Origin of the sequence: Algoriphagus confluentis (assembly GCF_036245625.1) — a bacterium.
GTDB classification, from domain to species: Bacteria; Bacteroidota; Bacteroidia; order Cytophagales; family Cyclobacteriaceae; genus Algoriphagus; species Algoriphagus confluentis.
The window spans coordinates 32481-54486 of the sequence record NZ_BTPD01000017.1 but is presented as its reverse complement, the minus strand read 5'-3'; the positions used below and the strand labels follow the sequence as shown (position 1 = coordinate 54486).

Genomic DNA, 22006 nt, shown 5'->3' with positions numbered 1-22006 from the left:
CTTATTTCTCCCGGTGAATCAGGTCTTGGGTGATGGCATAAAGTGCCTGATAGTATTCCTCGTTTTGGAAGTGCAGTCCTTCAAATTGCTTAAAACCGGCCTCAAAGTAGGATTGCATCTTGGCTTCGGTCAGGCTGCGGATGCCGAGTTTTTCGTAAATCGATTTTACCGCATTTACCTTTTCGACTTTGTCAAATTCCTTCAAGGATAACCAATGATTCAAAGTCGCCAAATCTTCACCTTGGGCGAGTTCCAAGGCTTTGATCAAGAGGAAGGTCTTCTTGTTTGAAATGATATCTCCGCCTACTTGCTTGCCAAACTTGGCCTGATCTGCATAGACATCAAGCAGGTCGTCTTTCAGCTGAAACCCGACTCCGATATTCACCCCAAACTCATAGAGCTTTTGCACATCTTCTTTTTCCGCCCCCGCCAAAATGGCTCCTAGCTGTAGTGCAAAACCCAACAGCACAGCGGTTTTCAGCCTGATCATATTGATATAATCGGCCTCATGGACGGTATCGTAGGCTTCAAAGTTCATGTCAAACTGCTGTCCTTCGCAGACTTCGGCTGCCGTCTTGTTGAACAGACGGATCACTTCAGTTAGCAACTTTGGATCTGTACCCAAAAGCAAATCATAGGCCCGGACCAGCATCACATCTCCGGAAAGGATGGCAATGTTTGCATTCCACTTTTCATGAACTGTAGCCTTTCCTCTTCGCAGGGGAGCATTGTCCATGATGTCGTCATGCATCAGGGTGAAGTTGTGAAAGACCTCCACCGCAGCGGCCTGAGACAGGATTTCCTCCGGATTTTTCCCATAAATCCCATAGGCCAAGAGTGAAAGCAACGGACGGATCCGCTTGCCTCCCAGGCTTAGGATATAGGTGATCGGTTCGTAAAGTTCGGTGGGGGATTCTCCGAAAGAGTGGGTGCTGATGTGTTGTTCCAGCTTAGTTAAAAGCGCGTGGGCGAGACTTTTTTCTGTCATTTTCTGCAAATTCCAAATCGATGGTTCGACGGTCGATATCGGTATTAACTACCCGGACGACGACTTTGTCACCCAAAGTGATCATTTTTTTACTTCTCGTCCCAATCAGACGCATGTTTCTTTCGTCAAATTCATAGTAATCGTCGTCCATATCCTGTACCCGAATCATGCCTTCACACTTGGTTTCAGTGATTTCGACAAAAACTCCCCACTCGGTCACGCCGCTGACGATACCCTCGTAATCCTTTTGCTCGGCAAGGGACATGTACTCTACCTGCTTGTATTTGACGGAGGCGCGCTCGGCGTCTGCGGCACGCTTTTCCCGCTCGGAGGAATGCACACATTTTTGCTCCCAGGATTCCGCATCCGGGGATTTTCCTCCATCCAGGTAGTGCTCCAGCAGTCGATGCACCATCATATCCGGGTACCTTCGGATAGGAGAGGTGAAGTGGGTATAGTGTGGAAAAGCCAAGCCAAAGTGACCTTTGGGCTCGGTGGTGTATTTGGCTTTGGCCATACTTCGAATGGCAAGTTGCTCAAGGACGTTTTGCTCGGGTTTGCCCTGAATCTCATCCATCAATTTGTTCAGAGAGGCAGAGATTTTCTGCACATTGGTCACGTCCATCTGATGGCCAAACCGCTTCGCAAAACCTGAAAAGGTCTCCAATCGATCCAAATCCGGGCTGTCGTGCGTCCGGTAGACAAAGGTGTCGGCTCCCTGGTTTTTTCGGAAAATGAATTCAGCTACATACTTATTGGCCAAAAGCATAAACTCTTCTATGAGCTTGTGGATGTCCTTCCGCTCTTTGACAAAAAGCCCGAGTGGAGTTCCTTTTTCATCCAGCTTAAACTTCACCTCGACGGTCTCAAAGTTGACCGCGCCTTTTTCAAATCGCTGCTTCCGGATCTTTTTAGCCAACTCATTGAGCAGGGTCAACTCCTGGAAATAATCTCCCGATTGGGTATCGATGCATTCCTGTGCTTCCTCGTAGGCATAGCGTCGGTTGGAGTGGATGATCGTGCGACCAATCCAATGATTGACCACTTTCGCATTCAGGTCCATTTCAAACACACAGGCAAAAGTCAATTTGTCCTCGTTGGGACGCAGGGAGCAAAGTCCGTTGCTGAGCCTTTCCGGAAGCATGGGAATCGTCCGGTCCACGAGGTAGACGGACGTGGCCCGGTTGTAGGCTTCTTTTTCCAAAGCCGTCTTAGGCTTCACGTAGTGGGTCACATCGGCGATATGCACTCCGATTTCTAGGTTGCCGTTTTCCAATTCTCGGTAGGAAATCGCATCGTCAAAGTCTTTGGCATCGACCGGGTCAATGGTGAAGGTGAGTACATCGCGGAAGTCTTTTCGGGCTTTGATTTCCTTGCTAGAGATCTTTTCAGGAATCGCATTAGCTTCTTCGTCTGCTTCCTTGGGATATTCGAAAGGCAATCCGAATTCGGCCATGATGGAGTGGATTTCCACTTCGTGCAAACCGGCTTTGCCGAGGACACGAATGACTTTTCCCGTAGGATTTTTGTCATCTTCTCTCCATTCGCTGAGCTTGACGATGACTTTTTCATTGTGCTCGGCCCCCATCAAGTCACCGCGGTGAACAAAGATGTCCTTGTGCATTTTTTTGAAATCGGGGACGACGAAGGCGAAACGAGGGGAGATTTCCACTCTTCCCACAAATTCATCCCGGTCCCGCTCCATGATTTCCAGGACCCGACCTTCGGTTCGTCCGGTTTTTCCTTTCAGAGGAAAGACCATCACCCGCACCTTGTCTCCGTCGAGAGCCTGCTTGAGGTCGGCCTCTTTGACCAAAATGTCCCCTGTACTAGCAGCAGGATCATCCGGAATCACAAAGGCGAATCGGGGATTGACATAGTCCACCGTGCCGGTAATGAAGTCGGGGTCTTGGTTGGAAGAGAAGTAATTTCTCGGAGTTTTGGAGATTTTTCCTGCTTCTACCAGCCGATAGAGTGCAGGTTCCACGCCTCCTTTTTGGATAGCGTCGCGGATTTCCAGTCTTTTGATGATTTGCTTGGCGTTGAATTCTTCGCCATAATGTGCGTCTAAAAATTGGAGGATTCGTTTGGCAAGCATTCCTGAATCATTGCCTTCCCGGAAGCCTCCTTTTTGGGTATTCGATTTTTTTCTGTTTGATTTTCTTCCCATGTGTGGGTTAATTTTTTCTAAGGTAAAAAGATAATGAATCGCCAAGGCTTATTCCCCGGCTTCTTTTTTTGATTCTTCGGTGGAGATGATTTCCAGCTCCATTTCCTCGGGCTGAGGGTGCATCGCCAAAAAGATCCTTGCGGTGACTTCTACGTCTTTGAGACAGTATTTTTCGATTTTGCCTAGATCTTTTTCTTTGTAAAAGGTGGTGTTGACCTCGCTGCCATCGATTCCTTCTTTGGAAGTGGGGATATCAAAAACTGCCGCCAAAAGCTCCAGTCGGGTGTAGTACTTGTAATCTCCAAATCTCCACAGATCCATGGTGTCCAGGTGCCTGACTTCCCAGGGCTTTCTGCCGGCGATCTGCAGCGGCTCAGGTAGGGCGATTCCCTGAATCAGCATCCTTCGGCAGAGGTAGGGAAAATCAAATTCCTTTCCGTTGTGGGCGCAGAGAATCCATTTTTTCTTAGTTAACAAAGCATGAAACTCGGAAAGAAGTTCCTTTTCGTCCGAATTGGAAAAGACTTTGGTTCGGAATTGCAGCTTGTTTTCCTTCCTTTTTACCTGAAAAAAACCAACTCCTACACAGAGGATCTTCCCAAATTCGGCATGGATTCCAGCTCTGTCGAAATAAAGGGATCCCGGTTCCCGGTCGGGGTTTTCAGTCCGGATGAGTTTCTCTTTTTTCAGCCACTCTTCCTGCATCCGGGGATTGAGTTCCTCCAAGGATTCGGTTTGGGAGGCGGTTTCTATATCCAAAAAGAGGATTTCTCCCAGCTGTTCAAAAAAATCTGCCATAGTCGATCATGTTTAGCCGTGCAGGATGCCCACCAGGCCAAGCTCCGGAATAAGCCGGAGATTTACCGGGTCGAAACTGCCGGGAGTAAAGATAAACTTTTTGTCAAAAATCTGATCCAGAATGTAGTAGCTCACCCAGAATTCATTAGTCAATACAAAAAGGGCAGGATCTATGGGTTCGATTTTGGCCACGGACTCCGCACCCAATTCCTTGATGACATGGCGAAGGGTGGAGGTTTGTCTTTTTTCTCCGTCGATTTCCCCATAGCCTTTGGAGGTGATCATGACGGTATTCAGTTCGATCAGGTTGAGGTTGATGATGTAGACGGCCCATTCGGTGCCGGTGGATTTTTCTTTTTTGACGATGGCCAGTTTTACTCCCGTCACGGGAGAAAAGTCGATGTCTTTTTTCATTTTCCTTTTATGAATAATCTGGAATGAGGTTCTGTTTTCTATTGCATTTAAATCCCCCTATCCCCCTTGAGAAGGGGGAATAGCCCAATTTCGGGCCTCAAAACTAAAGTCTAGAATTTGAGACTGTTTCCGACTCAATTATTTTGATTCAATCAGGTTCATTTCAAAAAGGTCAGCCAAGTGCTTTTTGACTTTGTGTTTGGCTTCGGCTTCATCCACGGGTCTGTCTAATTCGAGGTGTAAGGAAGTGACAGCCTTGTCATCGATGCCGCAGGGGATGATGTGTCCAAAGTAGGAGAGGTCGGCGTTCAAATTAAAGGCAAAACCGTGCATAGTCACCCAGCGGCTGGACTTGACGCCCATGGCGCAGATTTTACGCGGATTTTTTTGTTCCACATGATCCAGCCATACGCCGGTCAGTCCGTCGATTCTTCCTGCCTCAATTCCGTAATCAGCCAAAGTCAAAATGATGGCTTCTTCGAGTAGCCGGAGGTATTTGTGGATATCGGTAAAGAAGTTGTCCAGGTCTAGGATCGGATAGCCGACCAATTGCCCCGGGCCGTGATAGGTGATGTCGCCGCCGCGGTTGATTTTATAATAGGAAGCTTGATGCTGAGCTAATCCAGAATCATCCAACAGGAGATTTTCGGGTTTCCCACTTTTACCCAAGGTATAGACATGAGGATGCTCGACAAACAGCAGGTAGTTGGGCGTGATTGCTTGTTGATCTGCTGGAAGGTTTCTGTTTTTGATCTTTTGGGCGACGATTTCGGCGAAAATCTTTTCCTGATAATCCCAGGCTTCTTGGTAGTCCATTCGTCCTAAGTCTCGGAATTCTACCGTTTTATTGATAATTTCATTCATTAGTTTTCCCTTCGGAATTCTTTAATAAACAGGCCTTAGCGCCCGTTCGTTCTTCGATTTTTCAAAATTAACCAATAAAATCCTATGGCAGAGCATAACGACTCCGGAAGACTCGCAGAGCAGCTGGCTGCAGATTGGCTGGTCAGCAAAGGGTATGAGTTGAAAGAGACCAATTATCGGCATGGGTATGCGGAGATCGATCTGATCTTGGAGCATAGAGGGTTATTGGTTTTTGTGGAAGTGAAGTTTCGCTCGGGGACGGGGTTTGGGTATGCCGAGGAATTTGTGGATTCGGTGAAGAAAAAGCTGATCGTGAAGGCTGCAGACCAGTATATTTTTGAGTCTGACTGGAAAAAGGATATCAGATTTGACATCGTGGGCGTTTACAAAGACCGGGAAGGGACGGTCCGTTTCCGGCATTTTGAAGATGCTTTTTATTGACTAAATCAATTTTACCTATGAAAAAAATTACATTGCTTTTGGTGCTATTCAGTTTGTCCAGTGTACTGTTTGCTCAATCCGACAAAAAAAGTCAAAAAATCATTGAGGATTCCGAGGATGCAAAAGCAGCCTTTTTGGACGATGATCCCGATATGGCCAAGCTGTTTTCATCAGCTTATGGCTATATCATCCTACCGAATGTAGGAAAAGGAGGCTTGGGAGTGGGAGGGGCTTCCGGTAATGGGGTGGCTTACCAAGGGGGCAGCAGAATTGGCTTTGCACGGATGACTCAGGTCACTATTGGCTTTCAGGCAGGAGGACAGGCCTACAGTGAAGTAGTGTTCTTCGAAGACAAAGAGGCTTTTGACCGATTCAAGAAAAATAAAATCGAAATGTCCGCTCAGGTATCGGCAGTTGCAGCTGCCTCGGGAGCATCACTCAATGCCAAATATGTCGATGGGGTGATGGTATTTACCCGCACTAAAGGCGGCTTGATGTATGAAGCCTCGGTCGGAGGACAGCAATTCAAGTTTTCGGAAAACTAGTTCAGGTTTTCTTTTCGATACAGGAGATTTCCGTCCTTATCCCATTCAGCGCGGATATAAGGTCGGAAATTTTTCATAAATGGAGCTTCCTGATATTGGATTTCCCTTTTCCGGATGGTTTGTGAGTTTTTTGTGTCCCAGTACTCAGTCCAAAGGCCGACTTTCTCTCCGTACTTGTATTCTCCGGTGACGGCGATTTGCTGATTTTCGTGGAAGTGAAAATAATTTCCTTCTTCCAACCCGTATTGAATTGGGATGATTTCTTCGATGGAATTAGAGGATCGATTATAGTAGCTGATCCTCGATTCTTTGGGCCAGCCTTCGGAGAAGTGGCTTTTGTCCTGAAGGACGTTTTTGGAGTCAAAAAGCATCCATGTCTTGTGTTTCATCCCGTAATAAAACATCCCGCTTTCTACCACGACCTCGTTGACCAGGCGTTCATAGGGGCCATGAAGAAGGTAGCCTGAATCCTTAGAGTATCCTGTAGTCTTGATGGCTTTTTCTTTTGGATCAAACCAATAGACATCCCGGATGTAAGGATTGGGGTTACGTTCGGCATCCGTGTAATTGAAGTATTCAAAATAGTATTGTCCCCTCAGTTCTCTTCGGATAAATCCCCTTTGGGTCTTTACATCAAACCAGATATTTTTTCTTGCTTTCTTCTTTTTCTCCTTTTTGGCATCCTTCTCTTTTTCTTCGTCGAAAAGCAAAAGCGGAGCTACTGAAGGTAATAATGCGGAAACGACAACCCCTGAAGAATCCGGATCGGATTTCCTGTCATTGTCGGATTTTTGGGCAAGACAGACTTTGCTCCAGCAGATGAAAAGGAGAAGTACGAAAGAAAGTGGTTTGCTCATCCCTTGAAAAACGGATCTTTTTACGGTCTATTTTATCCAAAAATAACATTTCAGAGGCAAATCCTAAGTTTTGTTTATTATTTATAATCTTCTGTCTATTTTTGAGGAATTTGTAAAAAAACAACCTAAATAATGAATTCTATTCTATCGGATCGCATCTTAAGTATGGAGGAATCGGCTACTCTAGCCATGGCAAAAAAAGCCAGAGAGCTGAAATCCCAAGGCATTGATATCATCAGTTTGAGTTTGGGTGAGCCTGATTTCAAAACCCCACAGCATATTCAGAATGCCGCCAAAGATGCCATCGATGAAGGGAAATACTTTTCTTATCCCCCTGTAGCCGGCTATCAGGACCTACGGGAAGCCATCGCCAAGAAGCTGAGAGAAGAAAACAACATCTCTCAGGCCAAGGCCGAAAACATCGTCGTCTCCACCGGTGCCAAGCACTCGATAGCCAATACCTTCATGTGTCTGATCAACGAGGGCGATGAAGTGGTGATTTTTTCTCCGTATTGGGTTAGCTATGCAGAGATCATCAAGCTTTGTGGAGGCGTGCCGGTATTGATCGAAGGCAATCTGGAAAACAACTTCAAGGCTACTGCAGCCCAGTTGGAGGCAGCAATCACCCCAAAAACCAAGGCTGTGATCTACTCTTCCCCCTGCAATCCTACGGGATCGGTATTTTCCCAAGCAGAACTCGAAGCTATCGCGGCAGTCGTGAAGAAGCATCCATCTATGGTGGTCATTGCCGACGAGATCTACGAGCTGATCAATTTCACAGGTAAAAACTTCAGTATCGCTTCCCTTCCGGGGATGTTTGAAAGAACGGTGACCGTCAATGGTTTCTCCAAGGGCTATGCGATGACCGGATGGAGAGTAGGGTATATCTGCGCTCCTTTGGAGATTGCCAAAGCTGTAGAAAAGATGCAGGGTCAGTTCACCTCCGGAAATACCGGAATCGCTCAGCGTGCGGCCTTGGCGGGAATCGCCGGAGATCAGACTCCTTCCCAGAAAATGGCCGAGCAATACCTGAAAAGAAGGGATTTGGTTTTGGGCTTGTTGAGAGATATTCCGGGAATCAAAACCCATGTGCCTGAGGGAGCTTTTTATTTCTTCCCTGATGTGACCGCTTTCTTTGGCAAGTCAGCTCATGGCCATACTGTCAATAATGCCGATGACCTTTGCCTCTATCTTTTGGCTGTAGCCAATGTTTCTTTGGTGACCGGAGGGGCTTTTGGAGCTCCAAATTGTGTGAGAATTTCTTATGCGGCATCCGAGGAGGAATTGGTAGAAGCCCTGAAGCGAATTAAGAAGGCGTTGGGTGATTTAGCCTGACCGATACTAGCTCTTCAATCAGCCCCATTTTTGGGGCTGTTTTTTTGCCTTATCATAAAGCCTTATTTTTGACATAAATCTTTTCCCATGCCTGAATTACTCGTCATCACTCCCGTCAAAAATTCGGTGGAAACCACCCTGGATACCGCCAAAGCCATCCGAAATTCCAGTGTGAGGGTGACGCACGTGATTTTTAATGACTTCAGCACCGAAGAGACCAAGGCAGTTTTAGAAAAAAACAAGGCTGAAATCGGTTACGAACTGATTCACTTAGAGGATATTACAGGTCATCCATCACCCAATTATAAATTGGTGCTCCAAATTGCCCAAAAGCGAGCCTTGGAAGAAAAGCTTCCTCTGCTGGTCGTGGAGTCGGACGTGGTAATTCATCCGGATACGATCGAGAAGCTTCTCCAAGCTATGAAAAAGGATGGTAAATCCGGTTTGGTTGGCTCGGTGACTGTAGATGATAAAGGGGTGGTGAATTTCCCATACCTGAAATTCAAGGGAGTCAAAGAACCGGAAATTCTGACAAACCGAAGCCTGAGTTTTTGCTGTACTTTGTTTTCTCCTGAGTTTTTAGAAAGCTATTCCTTTACAGGATTGGACGAAGCCAAGGACTGGTACGATACCTTTATTTCGAAAAAGGCGATCGAATTGGGCTTTCAAAACCGGGTCTTGATGAATGCTCCTGTTTGGCATCGTCCACATGCCAGCCGACCTTGGAAGCAACTCAAATATACCAATCCGCTCAAATACTATTTTCTGAAGTTTTGGAAGGGTTGGGATAAAATCTGATTAAAGCTTGCCTAGAAGTTTGAGGAGGGTATTGTAGGGTTTTGACCAAGTTCTTTGGAATCGCAAAGGACCATTCAACTCCCTTTCGAAAAACTCAGGATGTTTGGCATTGAGGTAGGCAATCCGCTCTCTCTTTTTTTGGGTGGTTCCGGTCTTTTTTCTTTTGCTCCCAGAATGAATTCTGTAATGAAACCCCAGGATTGGAAGTTTGACGACTTCTCCACCGTCTTTTAAAATTTTGATCCAGAATTCCCAATCTTCTCTTCCCATGATCATATCCTCTGAAAATCCCCCCACTCTTTCCCAATCCACTCTTCGAACTAAAGAACAGGCAAAGATCATATTGTCTCGGGCTAGGAGCGAAATACTGAAAGGTTTTAGTTTCCAGGGTTTTCTTCCAAACTCACCAAACTTTTCTGCTTCACAATAGACGACCTTTACTTCAGGTCGAGCATCCAGCACAGCAGAGGCTTGGGAGAGGTAATCCTGAGAAATTAAATCATCGGCACCTAAAGGGAAAAAATAATCTCCGGAAGCAAATCTGCCCCCTGTATTTAGGGCAGCGCTTACCCCAGCATTGGCCTGATTGATGACTTGTAGGATGGATGGGTGTTTCTGTCTGAATGATTCTGCTATTTGCTCAGAGGAATCTGTAGAACCATCGTTGACAATGATAATTTCCAAGGGCCTGTGGATGGAGTTGAGGGCCGATTGGATGGTTTCTGCTAAGTATTTTTCCCCGTTGAAAACAGGAATGATTACTGAGACTTTGGAGCTTTCCATAGTAGGGTCTCGTTGAATTTGAAAGGTGCAACTTTCCATTAAAGGTAGGCCAAATTTAGTTTTAACCAGTTTTGTATGGAATTGTCCAAAAAATAATTTGGATAATTCTAGTTTGTTCTTAAATTGGTTTGGTGATTAACAACTTTTCTCGAAAATACTTTTGAAAAAATGTGATTCTACGGAGTCCATTTTTCGAACTCTAACCGTTTGTAGAACCTTGGCGAAAGCCAAGGTTCTTTTATTTAACTTGTCCCTGATTTAACTTTTCTGGATGAAAATAGGGATTTCTCTTCTTTCGATGGTTTTGATCTTTGGGTCTTCTTGGGCTCAAAGGTCGACTTACGATTCCACCTATATTGAGAAGACAGTGGACCAAATGATCCTAAGGACCTACGTGTCCAGAAAATATACCAATCTGGATTATGGAAAATCTGTTGGGCTTTATGAGCCGAATAGCGGATTGAATCTTGGGGTGGGAATCACCTATCAGCGATTTACACTGAATATCGCAGCCCCCTTTGGATTTCTCAATCCTAATCGGATAGAGGATTGGCCTCAATTTTTGGACCTTCAGCTTCATTCTTATCCCCAAAACTGGATTTTCGACCTATTCCTGCAGTTTTATAGAGGGTATACCCTCTCTGATTTCCAGGATTCCGGGGCGGAATACCGTCGTAGGGATCTTCGACTCGTCAAACTTGGCCTGAGTGCCAATTATCTTTTCAATGGAGAGAAGTTTTCTTTTGAAGCAGCATTTCACCAATCCGAAATCCAAAAAAGATCTGCTTTTTCTCCTATGTTGGGTTTTGAGGTTTATCGGGTACGGATTAGCGGAGATTCTTTGCTTATTCCAGAGGAACTGGGTGTTCCGGGCAATTACTCGAGAGGGGACTTTTTTCAGATTGGACCCAGTGCGGGCTTAGCAGGTACCTTGGTTTTTGGAAATGGTTTTTTTATCACCGGTGCTGCCTCTGCCAATCTGGGTCTTGGCACAGGGAAAGCAGATGAAAATAAAGACAGCAGGGCAATAAGTTTGATGCCAGGCTATAATCTCCGGGGCTTTGCTGGATACAATGGACGAAAGTTTTCAATCAATGGTAGCTATGTGTTTAAAAACCTGCTTCTTGCTGAGATTCAAGGTATCTCTCAAGAGGCCAATACCGGGAATTACCGGGTCAATTTGGTGTACAAAATTCACCCCGGACCTAAGTTGGATAAGACGTTTACCAAATTCAATCCCCGTCAAATACTAAAACGGATGTTCAACTGATCGTTGATTTATTTTTAGCTTTGGGAGTCAACAACCAATTTTCCCATCGTTATGAATGATTCATTTGGAATCCTCCAATCCTTGAAAAGAATAGGGGTAGACCCCCAAAATCCGGGAACCTCCACTGGCAGTGTTTGGATGGATTCAGGAGAATCCCATCTCCCTTCTTACTCTCCGGCTGATGGACAGCTCATCGGAAAAGTTCAGCAAACATCCGCTGAAACCTACGAGCAAGTGATTACTCAGGCTCAAATGGCTTTTGAAACCTGGAGAACCATCCCCGCTCCCCAAAGAGGTGAGGTCGTAAGGGAAATAGGAAATGCATTGAGAGAAGTCAAAGCCGATTTGGGTAAGCTGGTATCTTACGAAATGGGTAAATCCTATCAGGAAGGCCTGGGAGAAGTACAGGAAATGATCGATATCTGTGATTTTGCGGTTGGTCTTTCCCGTCAGCTTTATGGATTGACCATGCACTCGGAGCGCCCTGGGCACCGGATGTACGAGCAGTGGCATCCCTTAGGAATAGTCGGAATTATTTCAGCCTTCAATTTCCCTGTGGCTGTTTGGTCATGGAATGCTGCCATCGCATGGGTCTGTGGGGATGTATGCGTTTGGAAGCCTTCCGAAAAAGCTCCCCTCTCCGGAATAGCCTGTCAGAAGATCGTATCAGGGATTTTTGCCAAACACGGAATGCCCGAGGGAATTTCAAACCTGATCGTAGGGGACTACAAAGTTGGAGAGTGGATGACACAGGATACAAGGGTTCCATTGATTTCTGCGACAGGATCAACCCGAATGGGAAAAATCGTCGGAAAAACCGTGGCTGAAAGATTGGGTAGATCACTTTTGGAATTGGGCGGAAACAACGCCATCATCATCACCGAAAATGCGGACTTGGATATGGCGATCCGAGGTGCACTATTTGGTGCAGTGGGTACTGCCGGACAGCGTTGCACGACTACGAGGAGGTTAATCATCCAGGAAAATGTCTACGAAGAAGTCAAATCCCGTCTGGCATCGGCCTATTCCAAGCTAGTGATTGGCAATCCTTTGGACGAAAAAAATCATGTAGGCCCGCTAATCGATCAGGATTCTGTCAAAAATTACCTTAGGGCCATTGAGAAGGTAAAAGCCGAAGGTGGAAAGGCTGTAGTAGAAGGGGGTGTCCTCGAAGGACCTGGATTCGAATCCGGCTGCTACGTGAAGCCTGCGATCTACGAAGCGGAGAATCATTTCGAAATCGTACAACACGAGACTTTTGCCCCCATCCTATACTTGATCAAATACAAAACTCTTCCCGAGGCAATAGCCTTGCACAATGGGGTCCCTCAGGGCCTTTCTTCTGCGATCATGACTACGAATATTCGGGAAGCAGAGGCTTTCCTTTCGGCTGCAGGTTCGGACTGTGGAATCGCCAATGTGAATATCGGTACTTCCGGTGCTGAGATCGGAGGGGCATTTGGAGGAGAAAAAGAAACTGGTGGAGGACGGGAATCCGGCTCTGATTCTTGGAAGGCCTACATGCGCCGTCAGACCAATACGATTAATTACTCGACATCTTTGCCCTTGGCACAGGGGATCAAGTTTGATATTTAAAGTATTGTCTGCTTTGCCTTCCAAACCAAATTATTTCTAATTATTGGGTCGGAAGTCGGATGACCGAGGTCCGATGTGTTCCATATTTTCACATTTGCCTTAGAGCTTGAAAGGTCGTCCTTCCTAAAGATTGGAAGCCGCGATACAGGTTCAAATATCAAAAACTTGCTCTTTCTATTTGGAAGAGCAAGTTTTCTTTAGGCTAAAATGGAGAATCAGCTTTCTCCGGACAGTAATTGACTTTTGATTTGCTGAAGTTCGGCTACTTTTTCTTCACTTACAGCGGGATAGTGAAGATTTAACCCGTCCAATGCGGATATGATCGCCGAAGCGACGGCAATTCTTGCGTAGGATTTATTGTCGGCGGGAATGACGTACCAAGGGGAGTCCTTGGTTGAGGTTTGCCGGATTGCTTTTTCGTAGGCTTTCATGTAGTCTTCCCAATATCCTCTTTCCTTGATATCACTGGTGCTGAATTTCCAGTTTTTGTTTTTATCTTCTATCCGATCCAAAAAACGCAGTTTTTGCTCCTCTGGAGAGACGTGCAGGAAGATTTTGATGATTTTGGTCCCGTTCCGATCCAGGTATTTTTCAAAATTCCGGATATCCTCGAGACGTTGATCCCAGATTTTTTTGGTGATGAGTTTTTGAGGAAGTTTTTGACTTCTCAAAATTGCCTCATGGACGCGTACGACCAGCACTTCCTCGTAGTAGGATCGGTTGAAAATACCGATACGTCCTCTTTCGGGTAGTTCTTTAAGGCATCTCCAAAGGAAATCATGGTCCAATTCTTCTGCACTGGGAGCCTTGAAAGAGGTCACATGACAGCCCTGAGGATTGACTCCTGAAAGCACATGCTTGATGGCTCCGTCTTTACCTGCAGCATCCATGGCTTGGAAAATCACCAATAAAGACCATCTGTCTTGCGCATAGAGGACTTCTTGCAATCGGGTCAATTCCTGAATTCCTTGCTCCAGAGCCTCTTTCACCAAGGGCTTATCCTCGGGGCCCAGTTCCATTTTGGGCTGGGTAGAAAAATCCTTCAGCTTAAAGTCTTTTCCATTTCCAACACAGTATCTTTTTGCCAGCTTCTTGGCTCTACGGATGATTTCCTCATCGCTCATTTTCTTGAGAGCCTCTTTGGTAAGTTTTTCCACTTGTATCATAGTTTGTCTGAAATGAAGGATTCCTATTTGGGCATCGAAATCCCAGGTTTTATCCTTCCATGATTTTTATCTTTTTGGAATAAGGATAAATTACATCAAGTAAAACCGATATCCAATGATTGACTCAGGATTGTAACCTTTCTGTATCGGAATCGGTAGGGTTAGAAAAAAGAATTCAAGTATGAAAAAAATATTGGTGGCCACCGGAGGTGGAGATTGTCCGGGATTGAATGCTGTAATCAGAGGGATTGTAAAACGGGCCTCACAGGAAAAAGACTGGGAGGTCTGGGGAAGTTATGAGGCGCTAAACGGGCTGATGGAGGAACCTACCCGACTGATCAGACTTGACGAAAAGGTGGTCTCTGGAATCCATGTGACAGGAGGCACCATTTTGGGTACCACCAATAAAGGCAATCCGATGAGCTTTCCCGAAAAGCAGCCCGACGGTTCCATCCGGGTAGTCAACCGGATTCCTTGGCTGGTAGATCGGCTGAAAAGCAAAGGCTTCGACGCAGTGATCAATATCGGTGGAGATGGCTCACAGGCAATTTCACAGGCACTTTTCGAGGCAGGGATGCCTGTGGTAGGAGTTCCCAAAACCATAGATAATGACCTGTCCAGTACAGATTTTACCTTTGGTTTTCAGACGGCGGTACAGACAGCCACGGATTCCTTTGACCGACTGGTCACCACGGCCAACAGCCATCACCGGGTGATGATCATGGAGGTGATGGGCAGAAATGCCGGTTGGATCGCTCTTTACACGGCCATTGCCGGTGGGGCGGAAATCTGTTTGATTCCCGAAATCCCCTATGATCTCAATAAAGTCTTGGAAAAAATCCGAAGTCGCTACAACAACGGTCGGGGCTTTGTCAACATCGTGATTGCAGAAGGTGCCACCGCCAAAGACGGAACTGTCACTGCTACTCAAGGGGAATTGGGGAGGCATGCTGTACGCCTCGGTGGGGTTTGCTTTACTTTGAGCGAGCAATTGAAAGAGGCAGGATTGGAAGCCGATGTGCGAGAGACTGTTTTAGGACATACTCAAAGAGGTGGGACGCCGGTAGCTTTCGACCGGGTGATCGCTTCTGTCTTTGGAGTGAAGGCGATGGAGTTGGTTTTGGAAGGGAAATTTGGCCAATTGGTCGTCCTTCAGAATAATGACTTCATCTCAGTTCCCATCAAAGAGGCGATAAGTGATTACAACTTTGTCAATCCGCGTGGCACACTGGTTCAGGCCGCCAAAGGATTGGGTATTTCATTCGGAGATTAAATTCTTAAAACTAAATATCCGAAATAATACCAAAAAACGAATTTCCTCAGCTGATTGGGCTGGATGACCCAAGTCAGCAGATCGATGAAGCTGAATTTTAGGCCTGTTTGAAAGATTTTGTGAACCGAGGCCTTTTTGGCTAAACAGCAGATATTAATGTTTTAAAATAGCAACAACCAATTCAGCCCCTATGACCTACGCTAAATTCCATTCTTCCCAAAGAATCCAAATTGGATTTTTCTTCCTGCTTTTTTTTCTCCTCTATGCTCAGGGATTCTCCCAGATTCCCAGGCAATACTTGGATATCTCAGTTTCCCCAAGCAAGATGGACTGGAATTACCAGCTGGGAGAGAAAGTTGAATTCATCGTTTCGGTGACTCAGTCCGGGAGGCCAATCCCAGTGGAAAATGTGAGGTACTTTGTGAAGGAAGAGAAAATGGAGCCACTAAAGGAAGGAGCTTTGCAATTGAAAAATGGTACCGCAACCATCACTGCACCGGGGATGAAAACCCCGGGCTTTCTTCGCTGCGAGGTTTTTGCTACGATTGATGGGAAGGAATATAGAGGATTGGGCACGGCTGCTTTTGAAGCAGAAAAGATTCAGCCGACCGTATCCATGCCTGCAGATTTTGAGGCTTTTTGGGGTGCAGGAAAAGAGGAATTGGCCAAAGTCCCCATGGACCCTAAAATGATCCACATTCCGGAGCGAAGCACAGAAAAAGTAGATGTCTATCACGTCAATTTCCAAAATGTCAGAAACAGCAGAATCTATGGGGTTTTGACCGTTCCAAAAGGAGAGGGCAAGTTTCCGGCAATCCTTCAAGTTCCGGGTGCCGGAATCAGGCCCTATTCCGGGGATATTGCCAAAGCCGCGCGTGGAGCCATCGTTTTGCAAATCGGAATTCATGGGATACCCATTGATATGGCTCCAGAAGTATATGGCAATCTGGGAAGCGGGGCTTTGAATGGTTATTGGAATTTTAATGTGCAGGACAAGGATATCTACTACTATCGTAGAGTGTATTTAGGAGCTGTTCGGGCTGTTGATTTTCTTGCTTCATTACCCCAGTACGATGGAGAAAATCTTGCCGTACAGGGGGGGAGTCAGGGAGGAGCACTGGCTATTATCACTGCTGCTTTGGATTCCCGGATCAAATACCTAGTGTCCTATTATCCGGCCTTGAGTGATATGACGGGTTACTTGGAGGGCAGGGCAGGGGGATGGCCGCATATTTTGGCACCGGCCAATCAGAAGTACTACAATTTTCCAAAAGCCATAGAAACTTTGGCTTACTATGACGTGGTCAATTTTGCCCGGATTTTAAAAACTCCCGGATTTTACTCCTGGGGATACAATGACGACACCTGTCCGCCCACATCCTACTATTCGGCATACAATCAAATCAAAGCCCCCAAGGAAGTCTTTGTGATTCCCGAGACGGGACACTGGACCTTTCCTGAGCAGGGAGTCAAGGCGGATAACTGGCTTTTTGAAAAGTTGGGAAAGTAAGGTTTTATTTGAAAGGCAGGACTAAATCGGGATTTTCAGCGTAAAGGTGGGAAGATTTCTTGGTGGTCCATTTCCTATCACGGGCTGGTGGACCGCTTGAGATTCCAGGCTAAGTTTGGCCGCCATTCGGGCATTTCTACCTGAAGCCAAAAAAAGAGGGATACTGACACCAATACTCAAAAAACCGGTATAACCTAAGACGGCAATAGCGGTGGTATTGTCCGAGCCATCCGATGAATCAAATCCTTTGGGGAGAGCCAGGGAAGTTAAAGATGCCGCGAGGCCCGTGCCGAGTAGAATCCATGAAGCTTTGTACTGCTTGTCGCTTTTCTTGATTAGTTCTTGCTGATAAGAAAAAGAAGGAGCCGTTTGGGCTTGAATGGTGTGAAACAAAAGCAAAAAAACAAGAGTGATCCAATAAGGCTTCATCGTTTTTGTGAGTTTAAGGGTAGTGAAAATTTAAGTGCAGGATATCCCCTGAAGTGCGCATTCATTCTGTGAAGGGGCTCTATTTGGGCAATATCCAGACTGAGTTTCCCGGCTTTCCGTGCAGAGGAAGCCGAACCAATCAAAATGGGAATACTGACCAAAGTAGCAATACTTCCTGCGGTCATCAGCATCACTCCACTGCCTCCAGCGACATCGGAGCCGTTTCCCCATCCGATTCCAAAGAGTACCGTGCCTAGTAGGGTAGCACCGACTCCGGAAGTCAGAAGAATGATTCCGGTCTTTTTCTGTCGTTCACTTTGCTTGATGTATTCTTGGACGAGCAATTTTCTGGAGTCTTCCTGAGCCAGTGCCGGTTGGAAAAGAAGAGAAAAGAGTAGGGTAAATGAAGCCAGAATAATTTTCATAAAAGGAGGAAGTATTGAACTAGGTGAAAATTTCGGAAAAGCATTGTATCCAGCCTAAGATGATTAATTTCGGTCAAAACAGCTAGAATCAGGTCTCAATGGCAAGAAAATAAATGGAAAGAATGCTTTTTTCTTATTACCCATGAAATTCTTTTTTGAATTAAGAAAAATGAAATTTTATTCTGTAAATTAATCTTGATAAACCCTATAAATTTTTTGCTTATGCCCGCACAACCCTTAGAATTGATATTGGCTCGGCAATTTGCAGATAGCTTGAGTATGCCTGTATTCATTGTCGATACAGAAGGCAATCTTCTCTTTTACAATGAGCCTGCCGAGGAAATTTTCGGATTACGATTCAGCGAGACAGGGGGCATGAGACTGGAAGAATGGGCTACCCTATTCCGGCCCATTGATGAGGAAGGAAATCCGCTTCCACCTGAAGGATTGCCTTTGGTCAAGACCCTTACCAATCAAATCCCTGCAAGCGGATCTTTTTATATCAATAACCTCAAAGGTGAGCGGATTTTGATCTCGGTGACAGCCTTGCCAGTGATCGGCAGGTCCAATCGGTATTCAGGAGCTTTGGCCATCTTTTGGAAAACCAAATTGCAATGAAGGTAAAAGTTTGGGGATGTCGCGGTTCTCTTCCTGCTCCTGGACCTGAAACGGTGGTCTATGGAGGCAATACCTCCTGCGTACAGGTGACTCAGGGGGAGACATTTCTTATTCTGGACGCGGGTTCCGGAATTCAGCGATTGGGAAAATACCTTAATCCCAAAGTCAAGGAAATCCACATTTTACTTACCCACCTGCATATCGATCACATGATGGGCTTGGGATTTTTCCAACCTCTATACAACCCGGACGTCACCGTACATATCTGGGGACCTAGCTCAGGAAAAGAATCCCTGCTCAAAAGGCTGAGAAGATATTTTTCACCTCCCCTGTTCCCGGTAATGTTCAGCGAACTTCCCAATCATCCGGTCATCCATGAGTTGGGGTGTGATGATTTTGTTTTGGGTGAGTTGAAAATTCACAGCGAATATGTCTGTCATCCAGGTCCTACCCTAGGCTATCGGGTTACTGATGGTAAGGCAGTATTTGCCTATATTCCTGACCATGAGCTGAGTTTAGGCTCATCCAACTTTCCTAATGACCCGGAATGGACCAGTGGGTTTGAAGTTGCCAAGTTTGCCGATCTTCTGCTGCATGATGGTTCCTACAATGCCAAGGAATACAGCACCAAGATAGGTTGGGGGCATAGTTCGGTCCGGGATGCAGTTGCCTTCGGCAAAATGTGCAAAGTCAAGAAGCTGGGGATTTTTCATCATGAACCCATGCATTCTGATCATCAGTTGGAGCAGATTCTTTCTACTTCACTGAGGAATCAACATCTGAACTTTGATGTGGCTTTGTGCGGCGAGGGGGATGAATTTGAGATTTAAAGCCAGTCAAATTAGGCCATTTCCCTCCACTAGATCCCATTTAGTAGAAAGGGTGCCCAATATTTAGGATGCCTGAATACATCTCCTCCTTCTCCTGTAGCCAAGGCCCTTTTGATCAGATTCAGGGAGACAAAAGGATCCTCCCCGTCTACAATCACTCGTTTAAACAGGTTTTGCATGGTCAGAGAAGTACTGAAATCATTCACCGGCCAGAGAGACAGGAGCGTTCGGTTGGCTCCGGCAAGCAGAAAAGATGAATTGAGTCCGTTAATTCCTTCCCCACCTACGAGTGCTCCAAGACCGGTATCACAGGCACTGAGAATGGCCAAATCGGCCTGCAGCTGAAGCCGGGCGATCTCTGGGGATAGGAGAAAGGTATCCTCATTGCCGTCTCCTTCGTTGGGTTGACTCATCATCACCCCGCTTAATTCCGGAATAATGTCCACTGTAAAACCATGGGTGGATAACATCACCATTTTATAGTTTTTCAGTTCTCCGCTGTTGCTGAGCTGCTTGAGGTAGCTCTCTTTCATGTTCATGCCCGTTACCACCTTTACGTCCGGGCTGAGTGTTCCTACAAAGGTAACCTCATCCAGGGTTCCCTGTAAATAATCAGCCCCTCCAAAACCCATAGATTGCAGTTCCTTTTTGAAATTGAAGTCACTCCTTGAAATTTTCTCGCTGAGAGACTCCGAGATGGCGTAGAAATCATTGATCCCTCTCGCTGTGCCTTTGACATTGCCGCTGGGCTGATAAATCGCTCCACCCATGACCAAGGCTGGTTTTCTATGGGATGAGTAGGTACGGTTTTTCAGGATTTTCCAGACACTCACCGAGGGGATATACCGGACATTGTGCGTCTCGATAAGATATTGGTTTTGCCGATTGATAAATGCCTCAAAGGGCAGGTAGTTCAGCTCATTGCTGGCTCCAATGATCAGATTCGGGTAGGTGGCAAGCAGCTGGGCCACAGGCTCCAAGGTAAATCGATACCAATGCTTCAAAAAGGCATTGCGTACCGGGTCCAGCTTGGGGTCCTCTTCTTTGAACAGCTCCCGGGTCCACTCTACGATGGTCTTGAAATCATCCTCCCTGAAACTTTGCTCCTTGCTGGCATAGGTGATAAAATTTCCATCTACAATGTCATTGGAATAGTCCTGCATGAAGCTATTGTAGGAAGGAGGAATTCGCTTGGACCGGTCAGTAAAGTTCTTTTTCAGCCCGATCCAGTCATCAATAGGGTAATTGTAAAAAGCCTGAGCTGAATTTTTGGTGATCGCATTGATGATGATTTCTCCCGGACCTGTAAGGGTGTAGTAAAGCAAAAGATCCTGTGGACCCAGCAGAGCTTGTGCTTCCTCAATCGTTACCGGCCGGGCATTGGGACTCAATCTGTCCCGAAGAAATCTTCCCCGATTGTCATCCTGCGCCGCAAAAAGTGCCTTGGAATCCTCCAACTTCTGATAAGCCATGACCAGTCCGATGTAGGCCTCGCTTCGCTGATTCATCAGGGTAAGCCGCTGCTCCGGACTGAGGTTTTTCCTTACGTTTTCGGTCAAGTCCACAGCTTTTTTGAAGTAATTGGCTGCAGAGCGGTAGTCTTGGTCGTAGTAGTAGAAAAAGCCCAGACTGCTCGCTGTGATTTCAGCCATATTGTACTGGCCGGACTTCATGTAGCTTGAGTAGAGCCGATCGGAATTTTCCTTGGCCTCGGCTTTTTTGCCCTGCTGCCATAGGACAATGACATAATTTCCTCTGACGGTATTCTCCAAGTCGGTAAAGCCACCCCTTTCAGACAGTCGCAAAGCAGAAAGAATAAACTCTGCAGCCCGCGCCCTTTCGGAAGGAACGGCACTGTACAAAAAGTATTTCCCTATATTGTTTTGGGCATGGGCCCGGTAGAGATCATTGTCTATTTTATCTGCGAGTGCAAGGAGACTATAGGAACTCTGTAAACTTTCTTCCTCCAGCTTGAGCTGAGTTTCATACATGATCTGATAGTAGAGATAGGTGGCTTCCGAGGAGGTGGGCGCAGACAGATTTCTGATTTCGGCTACTGCACGTCGAATATTCAGTAAGGCGGACTGATAGTCGTAGTTGACAAAAAGGAGATTGCCTTTGTACTGGAAAGCCAAAGATCTGAAAAAGGCCTGTTCTTGTTTATTTGGCTCGGACTTTTGAAGATACCGATCCAAACCTTTCCGAGCTTGGATATAGTTGGCTTGCTGATAGGCATTGACTGATTTGAGGAAGGCGGCCATCAATTCGATATTGGGATTGAATGGCTTTTTCAAATTCAATCGACCCACAGCCTGATCCAATTGGGGACAGGCTTGTCCCTGCATCATGGGACCAATACAGCCAGAAAAAGCCTGGGCTGTTTGGATATCCAATGGAGTCTCGGCAGCTACCTGATTTACCAAAGAAATATAATTGGAAAGCTCAGTTCGGGAAGCCATTTCCATAGCGACTTTTGCGTCATGGATGACTTCCTGCTTGTATTCAGGAAATGTGGCCAACTGAAAGCCCCATGCCAGATGTTTTTTGGCTTCTGCCGTATTTCCTGCCAAAAAATAATAGAGCGACAGGAGGCTATTGGAGGCAGCGTCGGTAGGATTGAGCTGGTACATGACGTCCAGTTGTTTCTTTGCCTCCAGGTTTTGACCTCTGCAGAGCAAGAAGTAGCCGTTGAGTGCATAGCCAGCATAATCGTCATTGAAATACTTGATCAGCTGCTCTGAATTGGTCTTCATGGTCAGCGCATTTCTGGCTTCCATTCCGGATTTGAAGTTTTGGATCAGGGAGAAATAATCGGGCCCTCCCTGTGCCTTGGTCTGACCTAGTCCAAAGGCCGAAAAAAGAAGTAGAAATAACAGTTTTTTCATCTTTTCAGGAT

At 46.1% G+C, this 22006-nt stretch carries 21 protein-coding genes; 10 read left to right on the top strand and 11 right to left on the bottom strand.

From position 1 onward, the window contains the following. Position 1: 1 nt before the first annotated feature. The 5 genes from AAA943_RS19750 to lipB form a co-directional block, all read right to left on the bottom strand. Positions 2–988: a polyprenyl synthetase family protein gene (locus tag AAA943_RS19750; protein WP_338226095.1), complete on the bottom strand. Its 987-nt coding sequence runs from the start codon at positions 986–988 to the stop codon at positions 2–4. Beyond that, positions 951–3158, bottom strand: coding sequence for a ribonuclease R (gene rnr, locus AAA943_RS19745; RefSeq protein WP_338226094.1), 2208 nt, complete (start codon positions 3156–3158; stop codon positions 951–953). The genes AAA943_RS19750 and rnr overlap by 38 nt, the downstream gene beginning before the upstream one ends. Before the next feature lie 48 nt (positions 3159–3206). Then, on the bottom strand, positions 3207–3956 hold the full coding sequence (locus tag AAA943_RS19740; RefSeq protein ID WP_338226093.1) for a 3'-5' exonuclease: 750 nt from the start codon (positions 3954–3956) through the stop codon (positions 3207–3209). A 12-nt stretch (positions 3957–3968) separates the two neighbouring features. Beyond that, a complete protein-coding gene (locus tag AAA943_RS19735) occupies positions 3969–4370 on the bottom strand; it encodes a hypothetical protein (protein ID WP_338226092.1) in 402 nt (133 codons plus the stop codon). Between the two features lie 138 nt (positions 4371–4508). After that, positions 4509–5234 (bottom strand): lipoyl(octanoyl) transferase LipB, encoded by a 726-nt coding sequence (lipB, locus tag AAA943_RS19730; protein WP_338226091.1) that lies wholly within the window; start codon positions 5232–5234, stop codon positions 4509–4511. Between the two features lie 84 nt (positions 5235–5318). Here lipB and AAA943_RS19725 point away from each other — a divergent pair, with 84 nt between their 5' ends. Beyond that, entirely contained in the window at positions 5319–5675 is a 357-nt protein-coding gene (locus AAA943_RS19725; RefSeq protein ID WP_338226090.1) for a YraN family protein, read from the top strand. A gap of 17 nt (positions 5676–5692) precedes the next feature. Beyond that, on the top strand, positions 5693–6220 hold the full coding sequence (locus AAA943_RS19720; RefSeq protein WP_338226089.1) for a YSC84-related protein: 528 nt from the start codon (positions 5693–5695) through the stop codon (positions 6218–6220). On the opposite strand, the gene AAA943_RS19715 is transcribed toward AAA943_RS19720, so the two are convergent. Beyond that, on the bottom strand, positions 6217–7077 hold the full coding sequence (locus AAA943_RS19715) for a toxin-antitoxin system YwqK family antitoxin (protein ID WP_338226088.1): 861 nt from the start codon (positions 7075–7077) through the stop codon (positions 6217–6219). The genes AAA943_RS19720 and AAA943_RS19715 overlap by 4 nt on opposite strands. Before the next feature lie 132 nt (positions 7078–7209). On the opposite strand from AAA943_RS19715, the gene AAA943_RS19710 reads away from it, so the two are divergent. Both AAA943_RS19710 and AAA943_RS19705 read left to right on the top strand, forming a co-directional pair. Beyond that, positions 7210–8412 carry a pyridoxal phosphate-dependent aminotransferase gene (locus AAA943_RS19710; protein ID WP_338226087.1) on the top strand — a complete coding sequence of 401 codons (1203 nt, stop codon included), beginning with the start codon at positions 7210–7212 and terminating at the stop codon, positions 8410–8412. Positions 8413–8499: 87 nt separating this feature from the next. After that, positions 8500–9210 (top strand): glycosyltransferase family 2 protein, encoded by a 711-nt coding sequence (locus AAA943_RS19705; RefSeq protein WP_338226086.1) that lies wholly within the window; start codon positions 8500–8502, stop codon positions 9208–9210. Here AAA943_RS19705 and AAA943_RS19700 read toward each other — a convergent pair whose 3' ends face one another. Beyond that, on the bottom strand, positions 9211–9993 hold the full coding sequence (locus tag AAA943_RS19700) for a glycosyltransferase family A protein (protein ID WP_338226085.1): 783 nt from the start codon (positions 9991–9993) through the stop codon (positions 9211–9213). A gap of 271 nt (positions 9994–10264) precedes the next feature. On the opposite strand from AAA943_RS19700, the gene AAA943_RS19695 reads away from it, so the two are divergent. Beyond that, positions 10265–11263 carry a DUF4421 domain-containing protein gene (locus AAA943_RS19695; RefSeq protein WP_338226084.1) on the top strand — a complete coding sequence of 333 codons (999 nt, stop codon included), beginning with the start codon at positions 10265–10267 and terminating at the stop codon, positions 11261–11263. A 51-nt stretch (positions 11264–11314) separates the two neighbouring features. Continuing rightward, a complete protein-coding gene (gene amaB, locus AAA943_RS19690) occupies positions 11315–12859 on the top strand; it encodes an L-piperidine-6-carboxylate dehydrogenase (RefSeq protein ID WP_338226083.1) in 1545 nt (514 codons plus the stop codon). Positions 12860–13074: 215 nt separating this feature from the next. Here amaB and AAA943_RS19685 read toward each other — a convergent pair whose 3' ends face one another. Next, positions 13075–14016 (bottom strand): polyphosphate kinase 2 family protein, encoded by a 942-nt coding sequence (locus tag AAA943_RS19685; RefSeq protein WP_338226082.1) that lies wholly within the window; start codon positions 14014–14016, stop codon positions 13075–13077. Positions 14017–14206: 190 nt separating this feature from the next. Between AAA943_RS19685 and AAA943_RS19680 the strand changes: the two genes are divergently transcribed. Both AAA943_RS19680 and AAA943_RS19675 read left to right on the top strand, forming a co-directional pair. After that, positions 14207–15298, top strand: coding sequence for a 6-phosphofructokinase (locus AAA943_RS19680; protein ID WP_338226081.1), 1092 nt, complete (start codon positions 14207–14209; stop codon positions 15296–15298). Between the two features lie 190 nt (positions 15299–15488). Beyond that, positions 15489–16808 carry an acetylxylan esterase gene (locus tag AAA943_RS19675; protein WP_338226080.1) on the top strand — a complete coding sequence of 440 codons (1320 nt, stop codon included), beginning with the start codon at positions 15489–15491 and terminating at the stop codon, positions 16806–16808. A gap of 21 nt (positions 16809–16829) precedes the next feature. On the opposite strand, the gene AAA943_RS19670 is transcribed toward AAA943_RS19675, so the two are convergent. After that, positions 16830–17237, bottom strand: a complete 408-nt coding sequence (locus AAA943_RS19670) for a hypothetical protein (protein ID WP_338226079.1) — start codon at positions 17235–17237, stop codon at positions 16830–16832. Beyond that, entirely contained in the window at positions 17234–17662 is a 429-nt protein-coding gene (locus AAA943_RS19665) for a hypothetical protein (RefSeq protein ID WP_338226078.1), read from the bottom strand. The genes AAA943_RS19670 and AAA943_RS19665 overlap by 4 nt, the downstream gene beginning before the upstream one ends. A gap of 222 nt (positions 17663–17884) precedes the next feature. On the opposite strand from AAA943_RS19665, the gene AAA943_RS19660 reads away from it, so the two are divergent. Further along, the gene (locus AAA943_RS19660) at positions 17885–18280 is read left to right on the top strand and encodes a PAS domain-containing protein (protein WP_338226077.1); all 396 of its coding nucleotides are present in this window, start codon (positions 17885–17887) and stop codon (positions 18278–18280) included. Then, on the top strand, positions 18277–19110 hold the full coding sequence (locus AAA943_RS19655; RefSeq protein WP_338226076.1) for an MBL fold metallo-hydrolase: 834 nt from the start codon (positions 18277–18279) through the stop codon (positions 19108–19110). The genes AAA943_RS19660 and AAA943_RS19655 overlap by 4 nt, the downstream gene beginning before the upstream one ends. Positions 19111–19139: 29 nt before the next feature. Here the strand turns inward: AAA943_RS19655 and AAA943_RS19650 are convergent, their stop codons facing one another. Next, positions 19140–21995 carry a CHAT domain-containing protein gene (locus AAA943_RS19650; protein WP_338226075.1) on the bottom strand — a complete coding sequence of 952 codons (2856 nt, stop codon included), beginning with the start codon at positions 21993–21995 and terminating at the stop codon, positions 19140–19142. Positions 21996–22006 lie beyond the last annotated feature (11 nt).